This is a genomic window from Bradyrhizobium sp. GW821-FHT13H06 (assembly GCF_058803975.1).
In genome coordinates this window covers 256,996-278,860 of the sequence record NZ_JBXAPN010000005.1, presented here as the reverse complement: position 1 = coordinate 278,860, position 21,865 = coordinate 256,996, and the positions used below count along the sequence as shown (strand labels likewise).

Sequence of the window (21,865 nt, the reverse complement as noted above, 5' to 3'; positions counted from 1 at the left end):
GATTTCTGTTAGCCGATCAGTCCAGCACCTCGACGATGCGGCGCGAGCGCGGCTCGACCAGAACGGTCTCGCCGTTCACGACGGTGTAGCGATAGGTGGTGGCGCCGAAACGTTGCGGCACGTCATAATAAGTGACGCCGCTTTCGGGTAAGGTGGTGCCGACCACCACGCGATCCGTAATCCGGAAGGGCGGCACACGTTGCTCGACGACATATTCGCGGAAGGCCGGCCGCTGGTCGGCCGCTATGGTCGGGGCGCTGTCGACCACGGCGGGCGCGCGTCCGACGGTGACACCGCTTTGCGCCAGCGCCGCAAGGGGCGAGCCGGTCGCGGCCGCGAGCGCTGCAAGAGCAAGAATCCTGTTCCGCATGGACAACTCCTTCGACGTGTTTTTCCGGACGCGCCAGTGGCGCGACCGGTTGCCAATGCGTGCCTCATGGCAATGTTCCGGGAAAAGGCCTGCCGCATTCGCGGCAATTTCGGGCAGTTTTCGCGAAGGACGGAACTCGCAGCGCGTCCTGCGCATCTCTACTCCCGGAACCGGGCCGGCTATGATCCGCGCGCGATTCGCCTCACCTCCACAGAAAGATAGTTCATGCACATCACCGTCGCCCACATTTCGCCGATCCTGTCGTTGATTGCGGGCGTGCTCATCCTGATCATGCCGCGACTCCTCAACCTCATCGTCGCGATCTTCCTCATCGTCAACGGCGCGATCGGGCTCGGGCTCCTGAAGTGGCTCCGCTTCTAGGCGTCACTTTTCGGAACTGTCCGACTTGCGCGGGCCCGCCCAAAATGGTGTAAGGCCCGCGATTTCCCATTCCTCTCGCAGGTTGTGTGCAAGCTATGGCCAAAGCCGCCTCGAAGCCTAAGAAAATGCCAGCGAAATCAAAGTCCTCTGCCGTCGCGAAGGCCGCGCCGCCGGCCCGCAAGACGCTGGCCAAAAGCGCGCCGAAGCCGGTCGCCAAATCCGCTGCCAAGCCCGCTGCAAAGCCCGCAGCCAAGCCGGCGGCCAAGGCCGTGACCAAGGCGGCTCTGCCGAAGGTCGCCGCGAAGCCCGCACCGAAGAAGGCTGCGCCCGCCAAGGCGGCGCCAGCCGCGGCCAAGGCCGGCAAATGGGTGTTCACATTCGGTGACGGCAAGGCCGAGGGCCGCTCGGAGATGCGCGACCTGCTCGGCGGCAAGGGCGCCAACCTCGCCGAAATGGCCAATCTCGGCCTGCCGGTGCCTCCCGGCTTCACCATCCCGACCTCGGTCTGCACCTATTTCTACGCACACGACAAGACCTACCCGAAGGAGTTGCAGTCGCAGGTTGAGAAGGCGCTCGACTATGTCGGCAAGTTGACCGGCAAGATCTTCGGCGACGCCAAGAACCCGCTGCTCGTCTCCGTGCGCTCCGGCGCGCGCGCCTCGATGCCGGGCATGATGGACACCGTGCTCAATCTCGGCCTCAACGACCAGACCGTGGAAGCGCTGGCCGAATTGTCGGGTGACCGCCGCTTCGCCTTTGACAGCTATCGCCGCTTCATCACCATGTATTCCGACGTGGTGCTCGGCTTCGAGCATCATCACTTCGAGGAAATCCTCGACACCTTCAAGGACACGCAGGGCTACACGCTCGACACCGACCTGTCCGCCGACGACTGGGTCGAACTGGTCGGCAAGTACAAGGACGCGGTCGCGCGCGAGACCGGCAAGGACTTCCCGCAGGATCCGCACGACCAGCTCTGGGGCGCGATCGGCGCGGTGTTTTCCTCCTGGATGAACGCGCGCGCGGTGACCTACCGCAAGCTGCACGACATTCCGGAATCCTGGGGCACCGCGGTCAACGTGCAGGCCATGGTGTTCGGCAACATGGGCGAGACCTCGGCGACCGGCGTTGCCTTCACCCGCAACCCCTCGACCGGCGAGAGCAAGCTCTACGGCGAGTTCCTGATCAACGCGCAGGGCGAGGACGTGGTGGCGGGCATCCGCACGCCGCAGGACATCACCGAGGAGGCGCGGAAGGAGTCGGGCTCCGACAAGGCATCGATGGAATCGGCGATGCCGGAGGCCTTCAAGGAACTGACGCGGATCTACACGCTGCTCGAGAAGCACTACCGCGACATGCAGGACATGGAGTTCACGGTCGAGCAGGGCAAGCTCTGGATGCTCCAGACCCGCGGCGGCAAGCGCACCGCGAAAGCGGCGCTGCGCATCGCAGTCGAGCTCGCCAATGAAGGCCTGATCTCGAAGAAGGAAGCGGTGATGCGGATCGATCCGGCCTCGCTCGATCAGCTCTTGCACCCGGCCATCGATCCCGACGCCAAGCGCGACGTGATCGCGACCGGCCTGCCGGCCTCGCCCGGCGCGGCCTCCGGCGAGATCGTGTTCTCCTCGGATGAAGCGGCCAAGCTTCAGGCCGACGGACGCAAGGTGATTCTGGTTCGCATCGAGACCAGCCCGGAAGACATCCATGGCATGCACGCCGCCGAAGGCATTTTGACCACCCGCGGCGGCATGACCTCGCATGCGGCGGTCGTCGCGCGCGGCATGGGCAAGCCCTGCGTCTCCGGCTGCGGCACCATCCGTGTCGACTACGGCCGCGGCACCATGAGCATCGGCTCGCGTACCTTCAAGACGGGTGACGTCATCACCATCGACGGCTCGCTCGGCCAGGTGCTCGCCGGCCGCATGCCGATGATCGAGCCGGAGCTGTCCGGCGAGTTCGGAACGTTGATGACCTGGGCCGACCAGGTCCGCAAGATCGGCGTCCGCGTCAACGGCGACACGCCGGACGACGCCCGCACCGCGATCAAGTTCGGCGCCGAAGGCATCGGTCTCTGCCGCACCGAGCACATGTTCTTCGAGGAGACGCGCATCCGCACGGTGCGCGAGATGATCCTCTCCGAGGATGAGCAGTCGCGTCGCGCCGCGCTCGCGAAACTGCTGCCGATGCAGCGCGCCGACTTCGTCGAGCTGTTCGAGATCATGAAGGGCCTGCCCGTCACGATCCGCCTGCTCGATCCGCCGCTGCACGAGTTCCTGCCGCACACCCACGCCGAGGTCGAGGAAGTGGCGCGCGCCATGAATACCGATCCGCGGCGCCTGGCCGACCGCGCGCGCGAGTTGTCGGAGTTCAACCCGATGCTCGGCTTCCGCGGCTGCCGCATCGCGATCGCCTATCCCGAGATCGCCGAGATGCAGGCGCGTGCGATCTTCGAGGCCGCGGTCGAGGCCGAAAAGCGCACCGGCAAGGCCGTCGGCCTCGAGGTGATGGTGCCGCTGATCGCGACCAAGATGGAGCTCGACCTCGTCAAGGCGCGCATCGACGCCACCGCACAGGCCGTGATGCGCGACAACAACACCAAGCTCGCCTATCAGGTCGGCACCATGATCGAGTTGCCGCGCGCCTGCCTGCTTGCGGCCGAGATCGCCGAGAGCGCCGAATTCTTCTCGTTCGGCACCAACGATCTCACCCAGACCACCTACGGCATCAGCCGCGACGATGCGGCGAGCTTTCTCGGGACCTACGTGTCCAAGGGCATCCTCCCGATCGATCCCTTCATCTCCCTGGATCAGGAAGGCGTCGGCGAACTCGTCAAGATCGGCGTCGCGCGCGGCCGCAAGACGCGCCCGAAGCTCAAGGTCGGCATCTGTGGCGAGCACGGCGGCGATCCCGCCTCCGTCGCCTTCTGTCACCACATCGGTCTCAACTACGTCTCCTGCTCGCCCTACCGCGTGCCGATCGCCCGCCTCGCAGCGGCGCAAGCGGCGCTCGGCAAGGCCGTCGCCAGCCAGGCATAAGCAGAACTAAAATGCCGGAAAGAGAGAGGCGGGGCCAAGACCCCGCCTCTTTCATTTTTGACGCCGTTCTCGCCACGCCGTCATTGCGAGCGCAGCGAAGCAATCCAGAGTCTTTCAGCGGAGGGATTCTGGATTGCTTCGCTGCGCTCGCAATGACGAGTTCGTGGGACGTGTTCGCCACACACTCCGCTGTCATCGCCCGGCTTGACCGGGCGATCCTGTACTCCGAGACAGCAGTGGTTGAATCGAAACGCCACGGCGTACTGGATGCCCCGCCTTCGCGGGCATGACAGCTGTGGCGTGGAGGCGCTGTGTGCAAATGCTAGCACCGGGAACTCATCACGCGTCCCGTAATGATACGCATGCGCAAGAGTTCCTTCACCATGCGCGTTGACCGGACGTTTACCGCTTCGCGTGAGGCCGCATTTACCAATGCGCGACATCGCCACGTGAAAACCCCTCTGTTCGCTTGAGTGTGCCGTATGCGCCACGCGGATTAACGCCCCGGCAACCTAAATTAGATACTTACGATAAAGATCGAATTGCACGGATGTACTGAGTTCGATCAGACGAGCGTAAGCGTAGCGTGAGCGTATCGATGTCAGTGTTGCGTAACCATCCGAAGGGCGCGCGGTTCGCGTCCTTCGGCATCGGTCTCTGCATCTTCGCATTGATGCCGAGAGAGACCGGCTATCAGGACATTGCCTCCCTGCTGGCGCGCCAGCCCGGCGTCGCCGAGCGTTGGCAGAAGCAGGTGTTTTCCGCTGCGTCCTCGATCCAGCTTGCGACCTACAGCTTCTCGCGGCCCATCGGCACCTCCGCTCCGCAGAGCGCGATGGTTCGGCTCGCGAGCCTCGACGGCCGCGACGTCACCGGCGCGATCAGCCGCAATCCTGCGCTTCAGGCGCCGCCGCGCTACCAGGCCTCCGACTTTCCCAAAGTCGATCGCTCCCTGAAGGGTGATCGCCTCGCAACCGTCGCGCCGACGCAGGCTCCCGAGACGGTCGCACCTGCTGCGGCGCCGGCCGAGGAAGATCCCGCGACGTCGAACCGCTCGGTGTTCGGCGCCAAGACCGCCGAGTTGCCGCAGGCGATGTCGCCGGAATCCGCAGCCGTGCTCGATCCCGAGCTCCAGGAGGCGTTGCGCGCGCCGCCGCTGCCGCAATACTCCAATCCGCCGCAGGCCAGCGACGCTGCGCGCGCGCTCGCGACCGCGCCGCTGGAGGCGTTGAAGCGGGCTCCCGCCGCGCCGGCACCGGCGCGCGAGCCCTTCGCCGTCAAGACCTCGAGCCTGTTCTTCGGCAGCTCATCGCTCGGCGGCAATCTCGAGCCCATCGAGAGCTGGCAGCCGGGCGCCGAGCCGCTGATCGTGATGCCCGATCCCGACATGAAGGTGACGGCTTCGCTGTCGCCGCCATCGGCGGAGATTGCCAAGGAGATCGAAGGCGGCGAGAGCGTTGCGCCGAAGGGCGAGGTCAACGCCGACAACCAGCGCGCCAGATCGCCGGCGGAGCGGCTCGCACTCGACGACAAGTCGCGCGCGAAATCGGAGAAATGCCTCGCCGAAGCCGTCTATTTCGAATCCCGCGGCGAGGCCGTGCGCGGCCAGATGGCGGTGGCGCAGGTGGTGATGAACCGCGTGTTCTCCGGCAAATATCCCGAAACCGTGTGCGGCGTGGTCTACCAGAACAAGTACCGTCATTTCGCCTGCCAGTTCACCTTCGCCTGCGACAACAATCCGGACGTGATCCGCGAGCCCGAAATGTGGGAGCGCGCCAAGAAGATCTCCAAGGCGATGCTCGACGGCCAGATCTGGCTGCCCGAGGTCGGCAAGTCCACGCACTACCACGCCTATTGGGTCCGCCCGTCCTGGGTCGCCGAGATGAAGAAGCTGTACAAGACCGGCGTGCACACCTTCTATCGGCCGCGCAACTGGGGCGACGGCAGCGAGGAGCCGAGCTGGGGCACCCCGGCCCAGACCGCCGCGCTGTCCGCCGAACTCGCGCAGGAGGCCAAGAGCTCGGCCGAGATGGGCGCGAGCGAGCGCAGGTAGCCGTTCAAAAAAGAGGTCGTCATGCCCGGGCTTTGTCCCGGGCATCCACGTTCTCCGTGCTGTGTGGCAAGGCGTGGATGGCCGGGACAAGCCCGGTCATGACGTTGTGGAGGCGTTAGAGTGCCAATCACGCCTCGATATCCAGCGCACAATCGAAGTTCGGCGCCGAATGCGTCAGCGCGCCCGCCGACGCATAATCGACACCGGTCGCCGCAATCGCGGCGATCGAATCCAGCGTGACGCCGCCGGACGCCTCCAGCTCGAGGCGGCCTTCGTTGATCCGCACCGCCTCGCGCAGCATCGCAAGGTCCATGTTGTCGAGCAGCACCGCGTCGGCCATCCCGCTGTCGAGCACCTCGCGCAGTTGCGCCAGCGTATCGACCTCGATCTCGATCTTGACGAGATGGCCCGCGTGGGCACGGGCGCGCTCCAGCACCGGACGGATGCCGCCGGCGACCGCAATGTGGTTGTCCTTGATCAGGATGGCGTCGTCGAGCCCGAAGCGATGGTTGAAGCCGCCGCCGCAGCGCACCGCGTATTTCTCAAGTGCGCGCAATCCAGGCGTGGTTTTTCGGGTGCAGCAGATGCGCATCTTCGTGCCTTCGGAGCGCGCGACATAGTCCGCCGTCAGCGTGGCTATGCCCGACAAGCGGCCGACGAAGTTCAGCGCGGTTCGTTCGGCCGTGAGAATGGCGCGCGCGGGGCCCGAGATCGTCAGCACATGCTGGCCGCGGGCAACCCGCGCGGCGTCGCGCACATGTGCACGCAACTCGATGTCGGGTGACAGCTTCTGCAGGGTCGCGAGCGCCAACGGCAATCCGGCGATCACGCCGGACTGGCGCGCGACGAGGATCGCCTGCGCCCTCGTCGCTTCCGGGATCGTCGCAAGCGAGGTGATGTCGCCGGCGCGGCCGAGGTCCTCGTCGAGCGCGCGCTGCACGGCCTCGTCGATCGCGAGCGGAGAGAGAAAGGCGTCGGGATAGAGCAGTGAGGTCGGGGTAATCATGGGGCCTCCTTCAGGCGATCATGGATTGCGCGATGCGTGGCAGCGGACGCTCGTTCAGGCTCTCCGCGACCTCGCGCATCGCGACGAGCGTCGTCATCGTTCTCCGAGCCGGTCGGGGAGCGTCAGCGGGATGATCGGAACGAAAATGCGCACCGCGGCTCTCGCGCCGCGTCCAGGCCGCAGCGGCGACGAGCAGGGCCGAAGTCGCCATGTTGCGAAGGGCGATGTCTCCGGCCTCGCGTTCGAGCATGGCGAAGTGGCGCACGGCTTCCGCAAGCCTGTCACCGTCGCGGATCACGCCGACATGCGCGCTCATCATCGCGCGCAACCGCTTCACCGCTACCGCATCCGGCGTGCCGGCACGCGGCATCACCAACGCGTCGGGAAGGCGGCCGGGCGAGGGTCCAAGGCGGCCGGCGATGTCGTCGGCAATGCGTGCGGCATAGACGACGGCCTCCAGCAGCGAGTTGGAGGCGAGCCGGTTGGCGCCATGCGCACCGGTCGAGGACACTTCGCCGCCGGCCCAGAGCCCGTCGATCGAGCTGCGGCCGCGCATGTCCACCGCGATGCCGCCCATGTGGTAGTGTGCGGCCGGCGCAATCGGAATCGGCTGCGCCGCGGGATCGATGCCGGCGGCAATGCAGCTCGCATGCACGGTCGGAAATTTCTCGGCGAAGTGCGATCCCAGCGCCTGCCGCGCATCGAGGAAGGCGCCGCGCCCGGCCGCGATCTCGGTGAACACGCCGCGGGCCACGATGTCGCGTGGTGCGAGCTCGGCGAGCGGGTGGCGTGCCCTCATGAATCGCTCGCCGTTGCCGTTGATCAGCGTTGCGCCTTCGCCACGCAAGGCTTCGGTGGCGAGCGGCGCCGGGTCGCGGCCGACCATGATGGCGGTGGGGTGGAACTGCACGAATTCGGGATCGGCAATCACGGCGCCGGCGCGGGCTGCGATGGCAAGGCCGGAGCCGCTGGCCTCGAGCGGATTGGTGGTGACGCCATAGAGATGGCCGATTCCGCCGGTCGCAAGCACGATCGCGCGTGAAGCGAGCACGGCCGGCCGTGCAGCGGGATTGCCGGCCTCGCGCAATTGAAGGCCGGTGATGGTGCCGTCCTGGGTCAACAGGGCTTCGGCGACAAAGCCTTCGATCAGGCGGATCGAGGGCGTGCGCCGCACGGCTTCGCTCAGCGCCGCGATGATCGCGGCGCCAGCACCATCGCCGCGCACATGCACGATGCGCCGCGCGGAATGCGCAGCTTCCCGTCCGACGGCAAGCCTGCCTTCGAGATCGCGATCGAACGGCACCCCGTAGGCGAGAAGGTCATCGATGCGCGGCGCCGCCTCGCGCGCGATCCCGAGTGCGACGGCTTCATCGACAAGGCCGCCGCCGACCGCGACGGTATCGGCGGCATGTGCCTCCGGCGTGTCGCCTTCGGCCACCGCCGCGGCGATGCCGCCTTGCGCCCATGCAGACGACGCGCCCTGTCCGAGCGGTGCCGCCGAGATCAGCGTCACCGGTCGCGGCGCAAGCTTCAGCGCGCAGAACAGTCCGGCAAGGCCGCCGCCGACGATGACGACGTCGTCGGTGCTGCGGGTGAGGTCGTGGACCTTGTGTTGCATGCTGTGCTCTCAGTTCTTCAGATTGATCATGCGCTCGACCGAGCGCCGCGCGCGTTCGGCAAGCGCGGGATCGATCGTCACCTCCTCGCGAAGCGTCAGCAGGCTCTCCAGGATGTTGGCGAGCGTGATGCGCTTCATGTGCGGGCAGAGATTGCAGGGCCGCAGCATCTCCACTTCGGGAAGCTCGGCCCGCACATTGTCGGCCATCGAGCATTCGGTGATCATGACGAGGCGCCGCGGCCGCTTCGCGCGCACCCAGTTGATCATGTGCGCGGTCGAACCGGTGAAATCCGCTTCCGCCAGCACGTCCGGCGGGCACTCCGGATGCGCGATGATCTGGACGGACGGATCGGCCTCGCGAAAGGTCCGCAGCTCCTCGCCCGTGAAGCGCTCATGCACCTCGCAGGCGCCTTTCCAGGCGATGATCTTCACGTCGGTCTTCGAAGCCACATAGGTAGCGAGGTATCGGTCGGGCAGGAAGATCACGCTTCGAGCGCCCAGACTCTCGACCACCTGCACCGCGTTCGAAGACGTGCAGCAGATATCGACCTCCGCCTTCACCTCTGCCGAGGTGTTGACGTAAGCAACGACGGGCACGCCCGGAAATCTCTCCCGGAGCAGCCGCACATCCGCGCCGGTGATGCTGGCAGCAAGCGAGCAGCCCGCGCGCGAATCCGGGATCAAAACGGTCTTGTCCGGATTGAGCAGCTTCGAGGTCTCCGCCATGAAGTGCACGCCGCACTGGACGATGATGCCTGCTTTCACCTTGGTGGCTTCGACCGCGAGCTGGAGCGAGTCGCCGCCGATATCGGCCACGCAATGGAAGATCTCCGGGGCCTGGTAGTTGTGGGCGAGGATCACCGCGCCCCGCGCGCGCTTCAGCTCGTTGATCGCGTTGATGGTCGGTGCCATCAGCGGCCATTCGATCGGCGGGATCACGTGCTTCACGCGCTCGTAGAGCGGGGCGGTGGCGCGTTGGACCCCTGGCGTCCATTCCAGTGACGGCATTGGCCACGTCGGTCCCGCGGGCACCGGCGCGGCGCGGGGAGGGGTGATGAGGTGGCCCTGCGGCCGGTTGGCAAAATCGTCGGGGCCGTAAATTCCAGTGATCGGCATTGAAGCCTCCCAGGCATGGTTATTATGCTCAAATTGAGAATATATGGGGCCTGAGAAATCCGGCCGAGAGGCCGGTCAGAGCAGGTTGCCCTAAATATGCTCAATCTGAGTAAATCAAAGATAGCATGCTCCGATACGGGCCGCTAGGCCCTGCCGCACACATTCCCGTCAGTTCGCGGCTGCGGCGTGGGGCGAGTCAGCATTGAAACGCAATGCTCCCGCGGCAGCTCCTCGTGGAATGCAATCGTCTTTGGCTTGGCAATCTTTTTGACTTGGGATCTTCATGCAGATGCATTAAACGGGCTCTCCCGCGGCTGCTGATCGCGGATTCGCCAACGACAGACGAGGAAGACCATGTCGACACAGATCGGCGAACTCGCTCCGGCCTCACGTTCCTCCAACTGGCGCACCCCGGCCGTCATCATTCTCTGCGGTTGTGCGATCGGCATGCTCGGCTTCGGTCCGCGCTCGGCGCTCGGTTTCTTCGTGCAGCCGATGAGTCACGAATTCAGCTGGGGCCGCGACGTGTTTGGCCTCGCGATTGCCGTGCAGAATCTGTTGTGGGGGCTGGGCCAGCCGCTCGCCGGCGCGGTCGCGGATCGCTTCGGCCTGTTCCGGGTGATGTGCGTCGGCGCCCTGCTCTATGCCGGCGGCCTGATCTTGATGCGCTACTCCTCGACGCCGCTCTCGCTCGACATCGGCGCCGGCGTCATGATCGGCTTTGGTCTTGCCGGCTGCTCGTTCAATCTGGTGCTGTCGGCGTTCAGCAAGCTGTTGCCGGCCGAGAAGCGCGGCCTTGCGCTCGGTGCCGGCACGGCGGCGGGGTCGTTCGGGCAGTTCCTGTTCGCACCGATTGGCGTCGCGTTGATCGATAATTTCGGCTGGCAGCAGGCGCTCTCCGTGTTCGGCTTCCTGATGCTGCTGATCATCCCGCTGTCGCTGGCGCTGTCGACGCCGCCTGTCGCAAGCACGGCCAACACGGCGCCTGCGGATGAGCAGACCTTCACCAGGGCGCTTGCGGAGGCCTTCGGCCACCGCTCCTACGTGCTCCTGGTGCTCGGCTTCTTCACCTGCGGCTTCCAGCTCGCCTTCATCACCGTGCATCTGCCGGCCTTTCTGGTCGATAGCGGCATCTCGACGCAAACCGGTGGCTGGGTGATCGCGGCGATCGGCCTTTTCAACATCATCGGTTCGCTCAGCGTCGGCTATCTCCAGAACTATCTGCCCAAGCGCTACATCCTCTCGACCATCTACTTCACCCGTGCGCTTGCGACCCTCGCCTTCATCGCGTTCCCGATCACGCCGTTCTCGGCGATCGCGTTTGGCGCGATCTCCGGCCTGACCTGGCTGTCGACGGTGCCGCCCACCTCGGCACTGGTCGCGCTGATGTTCGGCACGCGCTGGCTCGCGACGCTCTACGGCTTCGCCTTCGTCAGCCATCAGGTCGGCGGCTTCCTCGGTGTCTGGCTAGGGGGCATCGTATTCGAGCGGTTCGGTTCCTACACGCCGATCTGGTGGCTCTCGATCCTGTTCGGCGTGCTTTCCGCGCTGATCAATCTTCCGATTGTGGAGAAACCTGTCGAGCGGGCGGTTGCACAGCCTGCCTGATCGGCTAAACAATCCCTGAAACAAGTCAGGGAGTGAAGTCGTGGCCACATTCAAGGCGATCCGGATCGACAAGGCGGACAAGGGCACCACCGCCCAGCTCACGCAGTTCGACGAAGCTGAACTGATGGACGGTGACGTTACCGTCCGTGTGGAGTGGTCGACGCTGAACTACAAGGACGGCCTTGCGCTCATAGGCAAGGCGCCGGTGGTGCGCCGCTTCCCGATGATCGCCGGCATCGACTTCGCCGGCACCGTCGAAGCCTCCTCGCATCCCCAGTGGAAGGCGGGCGACAAGGTGGTCTGCACCGGATGGGGCATGGGCGAGACCCACCTCGGCGCCTATGCCGAGAAGGCGCGGGTGAAGGGCGACTGGCTGGTCCCCTTGCCGCATGGCCTGTCGGCGCGCGACGCCATGGCGATCGGCACCGCCGGCTTCACTGCGATGCTCGCTGTGCTGGCGCTCGAGAAGCACGGTCTCTCGCCGAAGAGCGGCCCGGTGGTGGTGACGGGGGCGGCCGGCGGAGTCGGTTCGGTTGCGATCGCCGTGCTCTCGAAGCTCGGCTACCACGTCATCGCCTCAACCGGCCGGGCCTCCGAGGCCGACTATCTGAAACATCTGGGAGCAGCCGAAGTCATCGACCGCAACGAATTGTCGGCACCGGCAAAACCCCTCGCCAAGGAGCGCTGGGCTGGCGGCGTCGACAGCGTCGGCTCGACCACCCTCGCCAACCTGCTCTCGATGACGAAGTACGGCGGAGCGATTGCAGCTTGCGGCCTGGCGGCGGGCATGGATCTGCCGTCCTCGGTCGCGCCGTTTATTTTGCGCGGAGTGTGCCTTCTCGGCATCGATTCCGTGATGTGCCCGATTGAGCCGAGGAAGGCAGCCTGGCAACGCCTCGCGTCCGATCTGGATCGGGAAAAACTATCTGAAATCACTAAGGAAATTTCGCTCGATGAGATTTCGGAGTGGGGCGCGAAAATCCTTGCCGGCCAAGTCCGGGGCCGCATCGTGGTTAAAATTGGCTAACGGCGTTTAGACTTTACCAACCAAGCTGCTCCAATGTTGCCTTGGTTCGTATGGTAAGCAGCGGGTAAAGAGATAGAGGCATCGCCCGCTGCGGGGGTTGGGTTCGGAGTTGAGCATGCTTGCGCGTATTGTGTTGGGGGCTGTCACGGCGGCAGCAGCGTTTGCGCCCGCCATTGCTGGAAGCATGAACGCCGACGAGGCGCGCCGCTTCGTAGCCGGCAAGGTGTTCGCCTTCACCTGCTTCGACGGCACCCGCGGCGCAGGCCGCATCCTCGACGATCTCGGCGCCGCCGGTGCGGTGCAGTTCTCGGGAGCAGGCCCGGTCAAGCATCTCCGACTTCCCGGCAATACGCTCCAGATCCGCGGCCAGAACGTCTGCGCCTCGATCAAGGGCATTCCGTTCGAGCCCTGTTTCAACCTGGAAAAGACCGACGATCGCAGCTTCCGCGGTTCGGTGTCGGGCATGGGCTTCGCCTATTGCGACTTCCGTCACCAGGGCGGCAACCAAATGCTGATGGCCCGCGCTGCAGCGCGCCCGCGCTCGCTGCACAAGCCGGAGCACACCGGTTCGGTTGCCGTCTCGAACACCGAGGTCGCCGCGCGCGTCGAGACCCCGCGTGTCGAGAGCAACCGGCTCGAGCCGGCGAAGGCGGAAATCAAGTCGGAGCCCGCGAAGGCCGAAGCCCCGCTGGAGCTGCGCCGCTCGACCCAGTGAGACGGTCGCGCGCCATCGGCTTGCACGCTTTCTCGTTGAAGACGTCTATCGAACATGAAGACGCGGCGCCGTAATCATACGGACGACGGCTTTCATGCGTTGGTAGCTGTTCGCGCCCCAGTTTGCGTGCGGCCGGGGGCGGCCCGATCAAGGGTCCAACGATGTCGCTATACTTCTTCCGCATCAGCACCGGTCGCTATTCCGGCGCCGCCGACCAGCCGTACGAGTTCGAGGATCGTGCAGCCGCCTGGACCGAAATGACTGAAGTCTGCGCCAATCTGCTCGGCAGCATCGCACGCGGCCTGAAGCCGAACGCCGAGTGGTGCATGGAGCTGCTCGACGAGAGCAAGAAGCCGGTCTTTCGAATCAGTCTGGTCGGAGAAACTGTCGGATGCAAAGCGTCATAGCTCCGATCTCAAGCTGCAATTTACAACTATGACGAGATCATTTCCCCTCGGCTTCAATCATTTGGCGAAGAAAGTGAGTATTTCTGCGAGGGATTCCGTTAACCAAATCGGAACGTGAGGCGCTCAATTTTTGTGCAACGGCGCAGTCAATGCCCGGGGCGGCCGACAATGACTCGGTTGCGCATTTCCTTCGGGGGAAACATGCCCATGTTGAGCCTTGTTCAGAATCTGAAGATCGGGACCAAGCTGGCGATTGCGTCTGCACTAGGGGTCCTCCTGGTTGGCGCCATGATCGCAAGTCAGATGCTCGGCAATGCGAGCATCCGGGAGAGCAGCCAGAGCGCGCTTGCGCAGCAGCAGATCGCGCGCGACGCAGTTAAGGCCGAGGTGGCGGTTCGCGGCATGCAGCTCGCCGTACGCGACCTTCGTCTCGCCAATAGCTCGGCCGACATTCAAAAGGCCACCCAGAGCCTGGGCGACCAGCAGAAATCGGCGAACCTGCTGGTCGATGAGATGCTGAAGCTTTCTCAAGAGGCCGAGAATCGCGCTCGCATGGAGAAACTGAGATCGCTGGCCGCGAACTACGCAAAGGCGGCGCAGCAGATCGCGGGCGTGCGCGGCGAAGCCTTGGCCGCCAGCGGTGCAGACGGGCCGGCGCGTGCTGCGAAGCTCAATGAAGACGTCGTTCGCATCGCACGCGAGGTTACCCTGCCGATCGCCGGCGAGCTCGATGTGCTGATCGGTCAGATTGCCGACTACGCGAGACACAAATCCGACGAGAAAAATGCCGCGGCCGCCGTGCAAATGAAATCGAGCGAGCAACTCGCGATGCTGGTCGGTACACTTGCCATGCTCGTCCTCGTCGGCTCCTGGCTGATGTCGTTCGTGACCATCGCGCGGCCGATCCGCGCGCTCACGGTTGCCATGGACAAGCTCGCCGGCGGCGATCTCTCAGTGGTGCTGCCCGGTCTCGGCCGCAAGGATGAGGTCGGCGGCGTCGCTGCGGCCGTCGAAAAGTTCAAGATCGTGTCGGAACAGAAGGCGCGGGAGGAGGCCGAAGCCAAGATCAGGCAGGACCAGATTGCGGCCGCGCAGCGCAAGGCCGAGATGCACAAGCTCGCGGACAGCTTCGAGGCCGCGATCGGTGAGATCGTCGATACCGTCTCCTCGGCCTCGACCGAACTGGAAGCTTCCGCGTCGACGCTGACGTCGACTGCGGCGCGTGGACAGGAGCTCACCACCATGGTTGCTGCCGCCTCCGAGGAAGCCTCCACCAATGTGCAGTCGGTGGCGTCGGCGACCGAAGAGCTGTCGTCGTCGATCACCGAGATCAGCCGGCAGGTGCAGGAATCGGCTCGCGTCGCGAGCGATGCGGTGAACCAGGCCCGCACCACCACCGATCGCGTCGGCGAACTTTCCGCTGCCGCGGCGCGGATCGGCGACGTGGTCGAACTGATCAACACCATCGCCGGCCAGACCAATCTCCTGGCGCTCAATGCAACCATCGAGGCCGCGCGCGCCGGCGAGGCGGGCCGCGGCTTTGCCGTCGTCGCCTCCGAGGTCAAGGCGCTTGCCGAGCAGACCGCGAAGGCGACCGGCGAGATCGGCCAGCAGATCGCCAGCATCCAGACCGCCACCGAGCATTCGGTCGGCGCGATCAAGGACATCAGCCATACCATCGAGAGGCTGTCGGAGATCTCCTCGACCATCGCAGCCGCGGTCGAAGAGCAGGGCGCCGCAACGCAGGAGATTTCCCGCAACGTGCAGCAGGCGGCGGCGGGCACCCATCAGGTGTCGTCCAACATCATCAATGTGCAGCACGGTGCGAGCGAGACCGGCTCGGCGTCTTCGCAGGTGTTGGCGGCGGCGCAATCGCTGTCCGGTGACAGCAACCGGCTGAAGCTGGAGGTCGGAAAGTTCCTGGGTACCGTGCGCGCGGCCTGACGCTCGCGGTCCGCCTCGGAGGAATCCGCCGGCCTTTTCGAATGATGCCGCGCATCAAGCCGCATCCGCATTGCTCCATGCGGCTGCAACAGACGGGTTGCAGTGAACGGCGATCACGGGCGCGAACCGTAGTTCTACGTAGGTTCCTGTTAACGCCTGTTTGCGATTATGGGCGCAATCTCTCGGGACAAGAACCAGCCAGCATTGTTGAACTGACTTCCGCCCTGTCGTCCGTCGCGACGACTGCGGCGCAGGTGATTCGCGCGTTGCTGGCTACTGTCGGGATTGTCGTGATGTCGAAATTGTCGATCGTATTCAAGCTGCTGACCGTGCTGTCGGTCCTCGTGCTCTCGCTTGCCGGCGTCGGCGTGATGGCGATCGGCACGATGCAGAACATCAACGCCCATACGGTCGAGATCGCGGAAAGCTGGCTGCCGAGCGTGCGTGCGCTCGGCTCGATGCGCGCCGACATCAACGAGCTGCGCGTCGTCCTGCGACTCCACCTGATGCAGGAGAGCATCGAAGGCAAGGACGCCGCCGAGAAACGCATGGCTCCGCTACGCGAGCGCATCGAGAAGACGCGCAAGGTCTATGAAGGCCTGATCACCTTGCCGCAGGAACGCGCGATCTATGAGCAGTGGACCAAGGCCTGGGCCGAATACCTGAACGGCGTTCAGGAGACGATGGCGCTGTCGCGCAAGAGCACCGGCCGCTTCCCGACAGATGCCAACGAGCTGTTGCAGACCAAGGTTGCGAAGATGGCTCAGGCGGCCGATCCCCTGCTCCTGAAGAGCATCGAGCTCAACAACAGCGGCGCCGAGGCTGAAACCAAGGAGGCGGCCGACAGCTACGCCACGATCTTCCGCGTGCTCGTCGGCATCATCGTTGCAGCCGTCGCGATCGCGATCGCTGCCGCCTACTATCTCGTGCGCGACGTGTCTCGTGGCATCGCCTCGATCATCCGTCCGATGCAGTCGCTCGGCGAAGGCGACCTCTCGGCCGAGGTGCCGCATCGCGGCGAGAAGACGGAGATCGGCTCGATGGCGGATGCGCTCCAGATCTTCAAGGAGGCGTTGATCGCCAAGAAGGCCGCCGACGAGGCGGCGGCGCGCGACGCCGAGGCCAAGATCGAGCGTGGCCGCCGCGTCGATGCCATCACCCGCAATTTCGAGGTCATGATCGGCGAGGTCGTCGAGACCGTGTCATCGGCCTCGACCGAGCTCGAGGCCTCCGCGGCCACGCTGAGCGGCACGGCGCAGCGCGGCCAGGAGCTCGCGACCGTCGTTGCGGCCGCCTCGGAGGAAGCTTCCACCAATGTCCAGGCGGTGGCGTCCGCTTCCGAGGAGCTGTCGTCCTCCATCACCGAGATCAGCCGCCGCGTGCAGGATTCGGCGCGGATGGCTGCGGAAGCCGTCGAGCAGGCGGCGCGGACCAACGAACGCGTCAACGCGCTGTCGCAGGCGGCCTCCCGCATCGGCGACGTTGTCGAGCTCATCAACACCATCGCGGGCCAGACCAACCTCCTCGCGCTGAACGCGACCATCGAAGCGGCGCGCGCCGGCGAGGCCGGCCGCGGCTTTGCCGTCGTCGCTTCCGAGGTCAAGGCACTCGCCGAGCAGACCGCGAAGGCGACCGGTGAAATCGGCGCGCAGGTTTCGGGCATCCAGGCCGCGACGCAGGAATCCGTCAACGCCATCCAGGAGATCGGCGGCACCATCGAGCGGCTGTCGGAGGTGTCCTCGGCCATCGCTGCTGCCGTCGAGGAGCAAGGCGCGGCCACGCAGGAGATTTCGCGCAACGTTCATCAGGCCGCGCTCGGCACCCAGCAGGTCTCCTCCAACGTCACGGACGTGCAGCGCGGTGCGATCGAGACCGGCTCGGCCTCGGGCGAAGTGCTGTCGGCGGCGAAGTCGCTGGCGACCGACAGCACCCGCCTGAAGGTCGAAGTCGCGCAGTTCCTGGTATCGGTCCGCGCGGCCTGATCCTCAACTGCCCGTCTGCGGCGCGGCCGGCGGCGGTGTAACCTGCCGCCGGAACAGGATGCGTTGGTACAGCCAGCCGATCGCGACCAGCACCACGCCGAGGCACATGAACGAGAGCGCGCGGTAGACGCCCGTCAGCGTCGACATGTCGATGACGAAGGCCTTGAGGATCGTCAGCGCGATGACGGCGGCAGACGCCAGCCGTGCCCGTTCCGAATTGACGAGGATGCCGACGCCGAGCAGCACCACGCCGAAAGCGAGCCAGCCGATCGAATAGGTGTATTGCTCGGCGCCCGTGGTCGGTCCTGTGGACAGGATCGGCCCGTGATAGAAGCGGCGGATCTCCAGCGTGACATAAGCGAGCGCGAACACGAGCGCGCCGCCCGCAATCGTATTGGCGTAGACCTTGCCACGCTCGCCGACCACCGCATAGGACAGCAGCAGCATCAGCACGGCCGGCAGCGCGTAGCCCAGCAGCAGCAGGTTGAAGACGGCGCCGCCGACGTCGGTGTGCCACAGCAGCGGATTCTCCAGGATCAACAGACCGAACACGCTGACGAGTCCGGCAATCGCGGTCAGCACCACCGCGCCGACATTGTGCACGATGCTGCGGCTGCGCAGCCGCAACCGCTCCAGCCCGATCGCCATCGCCAGCGTGATACAGGCCTGCAGCGCGAATTCGAGCAGCGAGGGGGCCGCGGTCATGCGGCCGCCGGTCGCAAAGTGCCGGATCTCCATGAAGGCGAGCAGCGCAGTGAACAGGATCGCGGCGGCCTCGACCATGCGCAGTGGCGCATCGTCGGCGCGGCGGCGCAGGAAGACGCTCGCGGCCCAGAACGAAAGGGCCGGCAGGCCGTAGCCCCACAGCAGCCAGTTCAGAATCGGCGTGGTGCCGACGGCGTCGCCGACGATGCGAGGATCGTAGGCGATGCGCGCGGTGACGAGCGCCGCGAAGATCGCGGCAAGCGAGCGCAGGAACGGAATCGGCCGCTGCATCGAGATCCAGGCCGTGCCGAGCGACATCAGCGCCAGCGCGATCGTCAGCCAGCCCTTCTCCAGCGCGAAGGTCAACGCCAGCGCGAGTGCGCCGAGCGTGCCGGTCGCGAACAGGGCCGTGGAGATCGCGACGCTCGGCCGGGTCTCGCGGCGTGTGAGCGCCTCGGTTGCAGCGCCGAAGGCGGCGGCGAGCAGCACCGCCAGGATCGCGAACGGGATCGAGCGGTCGAGATGAGCGATACGCGCGTAGAGCGCGACCAGGATCGCGATCGGCGTCGCGACGCCGGCCGCCGACCACACCACCGGAATGATCGCCGAATTCGACCGGCCTTGTGCCAGGAAACCGGCGATGCCGAAGCCGGCGGCGAAGATCGCGGCCGTGACCAGGTGCAGCGTCACCGCGCCGTCGGTCGCTGTCGGTCCGATGCCGGGCATGGGGCCGCCCGGCAACACCAGCATATCGGGATTGGCACGCACCGCCCATTCGGCGAAGACGATGAAGACGGTCGCCGCGGCCGCACCCAGGGCGCCCGTGGCCGCCGGCGCACGCCAGGCGACGAACAGCGTTCCCGCGACCAGTAGCGTGAAGGCGATCAACGCCAGGTCGGCGTGCGCGCTCGACAGCACGATCAGCATCGCGCCGAACAGATAGGCGCCGAGCGCGCTCGACGAGACCGGCTCGATCTCGCCGTCCTCGATGCCGGGTCCGAACATGAAGCCGCAGACGACGAGCAGCGCGGCCAGCACGAAGCCGGCGATGACATGGAAGGCGTGCGGCGCGACCTGCAGTTCGGCGGCGTCGAGACCCGGGAAGATCCAGAGCACGGCGAACACGATTGTCGTGACTGCAAGCCAGCGCCAAAGCCGGATGCGGGCGAGACCAAAGCTCGCGGCGGTGACGATCGCAAGATAGATGTAAAGCGCCCAATAGTCCGGCTTGCCGCTGGAGACGAGGATCGGTGTCACGAAGGCGCCGACCACGCCGAGGCCGGCGAGCGCCGGGCCGTGCAACAGCGCGGCGGCAAGCGTGCCGAGCGCGACGAGGCCGAGCAGCACGAAGGCGGTTGCGGGCACGAGGAAGCCGTAGAGCGCGTAAGCGGCATAGATGGTGGCGAACGCCACCGCCGTGCCGGCCGCGGTGAGGATCGCGGGGATGTTGGCGATCGGCAGCGCCTGGATGCTCGATATGGCCTCCTTGCGCCGCGTCCATTCGCCGGCGCCGAGCAGCGCGACGGCGAACAATCCGCCGAGGAACACGCGCACGCCGGGGCCGAGGAGGCCGGCCTCGATCGAATAGCGCACCATGAAGAAGCCGCCGAGCGCGAGCGCGAGCCCGCCGATCCACACCACCCAGCGGGTGCCGAGCCGCTCCTCGAAACCGGGCGCCGGCGCGAGCAGCGGCGGTGGTGCGCCGGCTTCAAGGCCGGCTTCGAGTGGGGGCGGCGAAACATCTGCGGCGGCCGGCGGAGGCGGCGCAGGCTCGGGCTCGGGCGCAAGCGGCGGCGGCTCTGCCGGCGCTGTTGCGGGCGCCTCAGTCTCTACCGGCGCGGGCATCAACGGCGGCGGCTGCACCTGCCGCTGCGCGTACAACATCTCTTCGAGCGAGCTCAGCCGGCGGCGCAGCTCGGCGGCCTGGCTGGACGCCTTGATCGCGATCAGGAAGGCGATGATCGCAATGATCAGCGCAAAGACGTCGAACGGGCCGTCGAACATGAAGCCTCCAGGCAACCGGCGGGCAGGGGCCGGTACCCCAAATATCAGGATCTAGCGCCGGGAGCGCACGCGCAAGCCCGGCGCGGGCCGCTCCTGGAGCACGTCGCGGCGGAAGCGATAGAGCGCCGCCGGCCGTCCGCCCGTCTGTGTCGACATGACGCCGGTCGGTTCGACCAGGGCTTCCATTTCGACCAGGCGACGGAAATTCTGCTTGTGCAGATGCCGGCCGGAGATCGCCTCCACCGTGTGCTGCAGTTCGGTAAGTGTGAATTCAGCTGGCAAAAGTTCAAAGACGACAGGGCGATACTTCAGCTTTGCGCGCAGCCGCGCGATGGCCGTGGCGAGAATCCGGCGGTGGTCGAACCGCATCGAGGTCCCGAGCGGGGGAAGCGTCTTGCGCGCCAATGCCGCGGGGCGGCCATCGCGCCGCGCCTCCTCGATCAGCCCGGCCTCGTACAGCAGCTCGTAGCGGTCGAGCACGCGTTCCTCATCCCAGGGCGCGCCGTCGAGCCCGAAATAGAACCGCACGCGATCCTTCCGCGGCAGCGCGCGCGTCGTCTCCGGCGTCTCCTCCTCGGCCCACTTCGTCAGCGCCGGGATGATGTCGCGGGCGATGATCCCCGGCGGCTCCTCGCGCCAGTCTTCCCAGGGGAAGAAGCGATACCATGGCGCGAAGCTCGCCGCGTTTGCGGCGAGCTCGCCGTCCACAGGGCGCGTCAGTGCGAGATAGCCGATCGACACCATATGCGCGCCGGTGTCGCCGGCCTCGGCATGGCGGCCGCGATCGCCGAAGGTGTAGAGCTGCTCGACATAGCCGAGCCGCAGGCCCGCCTGCTGCTCGACCCAGGCGCGCAGGCCGATCTCGAAGGTGCGATGGCTCACCGCGTCGAACGGGCCGAACGGCAGGCCGGCAAGCCCGTCGGCACCTGGCGCGGTCAGGATCAGCGGCTCGTGGTTCTCGATCGCAACGATTGCGGCGGTGAGGCCAATCTCGATCGGCGTCAGCTGCGTGTCGCTCATGCGGCCGGGATCGCAGGTGCTGTGAAAACGGCTTGTTGGTTGATTGAGTCGGTCTCTCCGCGGGGGCGCTGCAACCTCTCCCGCCTGCGGGAGAGGTCGGCGCGTAGCGCCGGGAGAGGGTTGCCTCCACGCCGGGAGTGTCCCGATGAGGACGCACCCTCTCCCCAACCCTCTCCCGCAAGCGGGAGAGGGGGCTCACCTGCGTTGTGGCGCGTAATTCTCATTCGAGCTCGATCACGAAGGGGCGGCCTTCCACCATCATCGCGCCCGGGCCCATCTCGTCGAGCGCGCGCAGCATGCGGCCGTTGCGCCCGAGTGCGCGGTCGGCGAGGCCGACGATGCGCCGGTTCGGCGAGGCGATCGGCGAGGCCGCGCGGATCTTCCGCGCGATCTCGATTTCGTCGCGATTCGGATTGAGCGCGCATACCGCTGCAAACGCGCTGGCGGTGGAGCGGCTGATGCCGGCATAGCAATGCACCACCAGCGGTGCACCGCGATCCCAGCCGCGCACGAAGTTCAGCACCTGCTCGATATGCGCCTCCGATGGTGCGACGAAACCGTCCATCTCCTCGGTGATGTCATCCATCGACACCTTGAGATGGTTGGCTGGCAGCACCGACACCGGACGTGCCACCTGCTCGACATTGGCCATCACCGTCAGCACATGGCTGGCGCCGGTGATGCGGACAGTTTCGGGAAGCGCGGCGAGGGAACAGACGTGGATCATGGGAGACCTTTTTGGCGCCGATTATAGCCAGCCATTGTAGTGTGGGCAAAGCGACATGTCCGCCGTAGCTCGAAGAGCGAAGGCGGAAGCGTGCGCGCCGCTTCCGTCGCAAAAGCGAAAGGATGGCGGGCACGGCGCAGCTCGCCT

General features: G+C 66.0%; 16 protein-coding genes. 9 read left to right on the top strand and 7 right to left on the bottom strand.

Features of this window, described 5'->3' with window-relative positions:
• Positions 1-16: 16 nt before the first annotated feature.
• Positions 17-370 (bottom strand): DUF1236 domain-containing protein, encoded by a 354-nt coding sequence (locus AC1RQP_RS22865; protein WP_492938593.1) that lies wholly within the window; start codon positions 368-370, stop codon positions 17-19.
• Positions 371-595: 225 nt separating this feature from the next.
• Between AC1RQP_RS22865 and AC1RQP_RS22860 the strand changes: the two genes are divergently transcribed.
• The 3 genes from AC1RQP_RS22860 (at position 596) to AC1RQP_RS22850 (ending at position 5,839) form a co-directional block, all read left to right on the top strand.
• Positions 596-751: a DUF3096 domain-containing protein gene (locus AC1RQP_RS22860; protein ID WP_008562090.1), complete on the top strand. Its 156-nt coding sequence runs from the start codon at positions 596-598 to the stop codon at positions 749-751.
• A gap of 95 nt (positions 752-846) precedes the next feature.
• Entirely contained in the window at positions 847-3,786 is a 2,940-nt protein-coding gene (gene ppdK / locus AC1RQP_RS22855) for a pyruvate, phosphate dikinase (RefSeq protein ID WP_492938592.1), read from the top strand.
• Between the two features lie 598 nt (positions 3,787-4,384).
• On the top strand, positions 4,385-5,839 hold the full coding sequence (locus AC1RQP_RS22850; RefSeq protein WP_492938591.1) for a cell wall hydrolase: 1,455 nt from the start codon (positions 4,385-4,387) through the stop codon (positions 5,837-5,839).
• 127 nt (positions 5,840-5,966) lie between these two features.
• Here the strand turns inward: AC1RQP_RS22850 and nadC are convergent, their stop codons facing one another.
• From nadC to nadA, 3 genes are read right to left on the bottom strand one after another with little or no spacing between them, the layout of a single operon-like run.
• Positions 5,967-6,845: a carboxylating nicotinate-nucleotide diphosphorylase gene (gene nadC, locus AC1RQP_RS22845; RefSeq protein ID WP_492938590.1), complete on the bottom strand. Its 879-nt coding sequence runs from the start codon at positions 6,843-6,845 to the stop codon at positions 5,967-5,969.
• A 10-nt stretch (positions 6,846-6,855) separates the two neighbouring features.
• Positions 6,856-8,463, bottom strand: a complete 1,608-nt coding sequence (locus AC1RQP_RS22840) for an L-aspartate oxidase (protein ID WP_492938589.1) — start codon at positions 8,461-8,463, stop codon at positions 6,856-6,858.
• 9 nt (positions 8,464-8,472) lie between these two features.
• Positions 8,473-9,579: a quinolinate synthase NadA gene (gene nadA, locus AC1RQP_RS22835; protein WP_492938588.1), complete on the bottom strand. Its 1,107-nt coding sequence runs from the start codon at positions 9,577-9,579 to the stop codon at positions 8,473-8,475.
• Between the two features lie 354 nt (positions 9,580-9,933).
• On the opposite strand from nadA, the gene AC1RQP_RS22830 reads away from it, so the two are divergent.
• From AC1RQP_RS22830 to AC1RQP_RS22805, 6 genes are all read left to right on the top strand, one after another.
• The gene (locus AC1RQP_RS22830; protein WP_194389171.1) at positions 9,934-11,187 is read left to right on the top strand and encodes an MFS transporter; all 1,254 of its coding nucleotides are present in this window, start codon (positions 9,934-9,936) and stop codon (positions 11,185-11,187) included.
• Between the two features lie 40 nt (positions 11,188-11,227).
• Positions 11,228-12,214, top strand: a complete 987-nt coding sequence (gene acuI, locus AC1RQP_RS22825) for an acrylyl-CoA reductase (NADPH) (protein WP_492938587.1) — start codon at positions 11,228-11,230, stop codon at positions 12,212-12,214.
• Positions 12,215-12,329: 115 nt separating this feature from the next.
• Complete coding sequence (locus AC1RQP_RS22820; protein WP_492938586.1) at positions 12,330-12,929, top strand: hypothetical protein; 600 nt, start codon at positions 12,330-12,332, stop codon at positions 12,927-12,929.
• A gap of 161 nt (positions 12,930-13,090) precedes the next feature.
• Positions 13,091-13,336 (top strand): DUF6894 family protein, encoded by a 246-nt coding sequence (locus tag AC1RQP_RS22815; RefSeq protein WP_239621913.1) that lies wholly within the window; start codon positions 13,091-13,093, stop codon positions 13,334-13,336.
• A gap of 207 nt (positions 13,337-13,543) precedes the next feature.
• Positions 13,544-15,280 carry a methyl-accepting chemotaxis protein gene (locus AC1RQP_RS22810; protein WP_492938585.1) on the top strand — a complete coding sequence of 579 codons (1,737 nt, stop codon included), beginning with the start codon at positions 13,544-13,546 and terminating at the stop codon, positions 15,278-15,280.
• Positions 15,281-15,573: 293 nt separating this feature from the next.
• Positions 15,574-17,262 carry a methyl-accepting chemotaxis protein gene (locus AC1RQP_RS22805; protein ID WP_492938584.1) on the top strand — a complete coding sequence of 563 codons (1,689 nt, stop codon included), beginning with the start codon at positions 15,574-15,576 and terminating at the stop codon, positions 17,260-17,262.
• A 3-nt stretch (positions 17,263-17,265) separates the two neighbouring features.
• Here AC1RQP_RS22805 and AC1RQP_RS22800 read toward each other — a convergent pair whose 3' ends face one another.
• The 3 genes from AC1RQP_RS22800 to AC1RQP_RS22790 form a co-directional block, all read right to left on the bottom strand.
• Positions 17,266-19,971, bottom strand: coding sequence for a DUF2339 domain-containing protein (locus AC1RQP_RS22800; RefSeq protein WP_492938583.1), 2,706 nt, complete (start codon positions 19,969-19,971; stop codon positions 17,266-17,268).
• 51 nt (positions 19,972-20,022) lie between these two features.
• Complete coding sequence (locus AC1RQP_RS22795; protein ID WP_194389164.1) at positions 20,023-20,991, bottom strand: NUDIX hydrolase; 969 nt, start codon at positions 20,989-20,991, stop codon at positions 20,023-20,025.
• Between the two features lie 220 nt (positions 20,992-21,211).
• Positions 21,212-21,718: a tyrosine phosphatase family protein gene (locus tag AC1RQP_RS22790; RefSeq protein ID WP_131866347.1), complete on the bottom strand. Its 507-nt coding sequence runs from the start codon at positions 21,716-21,718 to the stop codon at positions 21,212-21,214.
• Positions 21,719-21,865 lie beyond the last annotated feature (147 nt).

What these genes read in the sequence shown, in the direction of transcription:
- AC1RQP_RS22865 (WP_492938593.1), bottom strand. Translation starts at nt 370, where the DNA reads ATGCGGAACAGGATTCTTGCTCTTGCAGCGCTCGCGGCCGCGACCGGC.
- AC1RQP_RS22860 (WP_008562090.1), top strand. Translation starts at nt 596, where the DNA reads ATGCACATCACCGTCGCCCACATTTCGCCGATCCTGTCGTTGATTGCG.
- ppdK (WP_492938592.1), top strand. Translation starts at nt 847, where the DNA reads ATGGCCAAAGCCGCCTCGAAGCCTAAGAAAATGCCAGCGAAATCAAAG.
- AC1RQP_RS22850 (WP_492938591.1), top strand. Translation starts at nt 4,385, where the DNA reads ATGTCAGTGTTGCGTAACCATCCGAAGGGCGCGCGGTTCGCGTCCTTC.
- nadC (WP_492938590.1), bottom strand. Translation starts at nt 6,845, where the DNA reads ATGATTACCCCGACCTCACTGCTCTATCCCGACGCCTTTCTCTCTCCG.
- AC1RQP_RS22840 (WP_492938589.1), bottom strand. Translation starts at nt 8,463, where the DNA reads ATGCAACACAAGGTCCACGACCTCACCCGCAGCACCGACGACGTCGTC.
- nadA (WP_492938588.1), bottom strand. Translation starts at nt 9,579, where the DNA reads ATGCCGATCACTGGAATTTACGGCCCCGACGATTTTGCCAACCGGCCG.
- AC1RQP_RS22830 (WP_194389171.1), top strand. Translation starts at nt 9,934, where the DNA reads ATGTCGACACAGATCGGCGAACTCGCTCCGGCCTCACGTTCCTCCAAC.
- AC1RQP_RS22820 (WP_492938586.1), top strand. Translation starts at nt 12,330, where the DNA reads ATGCTTGCGCGTATTGTGTTGGGGGCTGTCACGGCGGCAGCAGCGTTT.
- AC1RQP_RS22815 (WP_239621913.1), top strand. Translation starts at nt 13,091, where the DNA reads ATGTCGCTATACTTCTTCCGCATCAGCACCGGTCGCTATTCCGGCGCC.
- AC1RQP_RS22810 (WP_492938585.1), top strand. Translation starts at nt 13,544, where the DNA reads ATGTTGAGCCTTGTTCAGAATCTGAAGATCGGGACCAAGCTGGCGATT.
- AC1RQP_RS22805 (WP_492938584.1), top strand. Translation starts at nt 15,574, where the DNA reads ATGTCGAAATTGTCGATCGTATTCAAGCTGCTGACCGTGCTGTCGGTC.
- AC1RQP_RS22800 (WP_492938583.1), bottom strand. Translation starts at nt 19,971, where the DNA reads ATGTTCGACGGCCCGTTCGACGTCTTTGCGCTGATCATTGCGATCATC.
- AC1RQP_RS22795 (WP_194389164.1), bottom strand. Translation starts at nt 20,991, where the DNA reads ATGAGCGACACGCAGCTGACGCCGATCGAGATTGGCCTCACCGCCGCA.
- AC1RQP_RS22790 (WP_131866347.1), bottom strand. Translation starts at nt 21,718, where the DNA reads ATGATCCACGTCTGTTCCCTCGCCGCGCTTCCCGAAACTGTCCGCATC.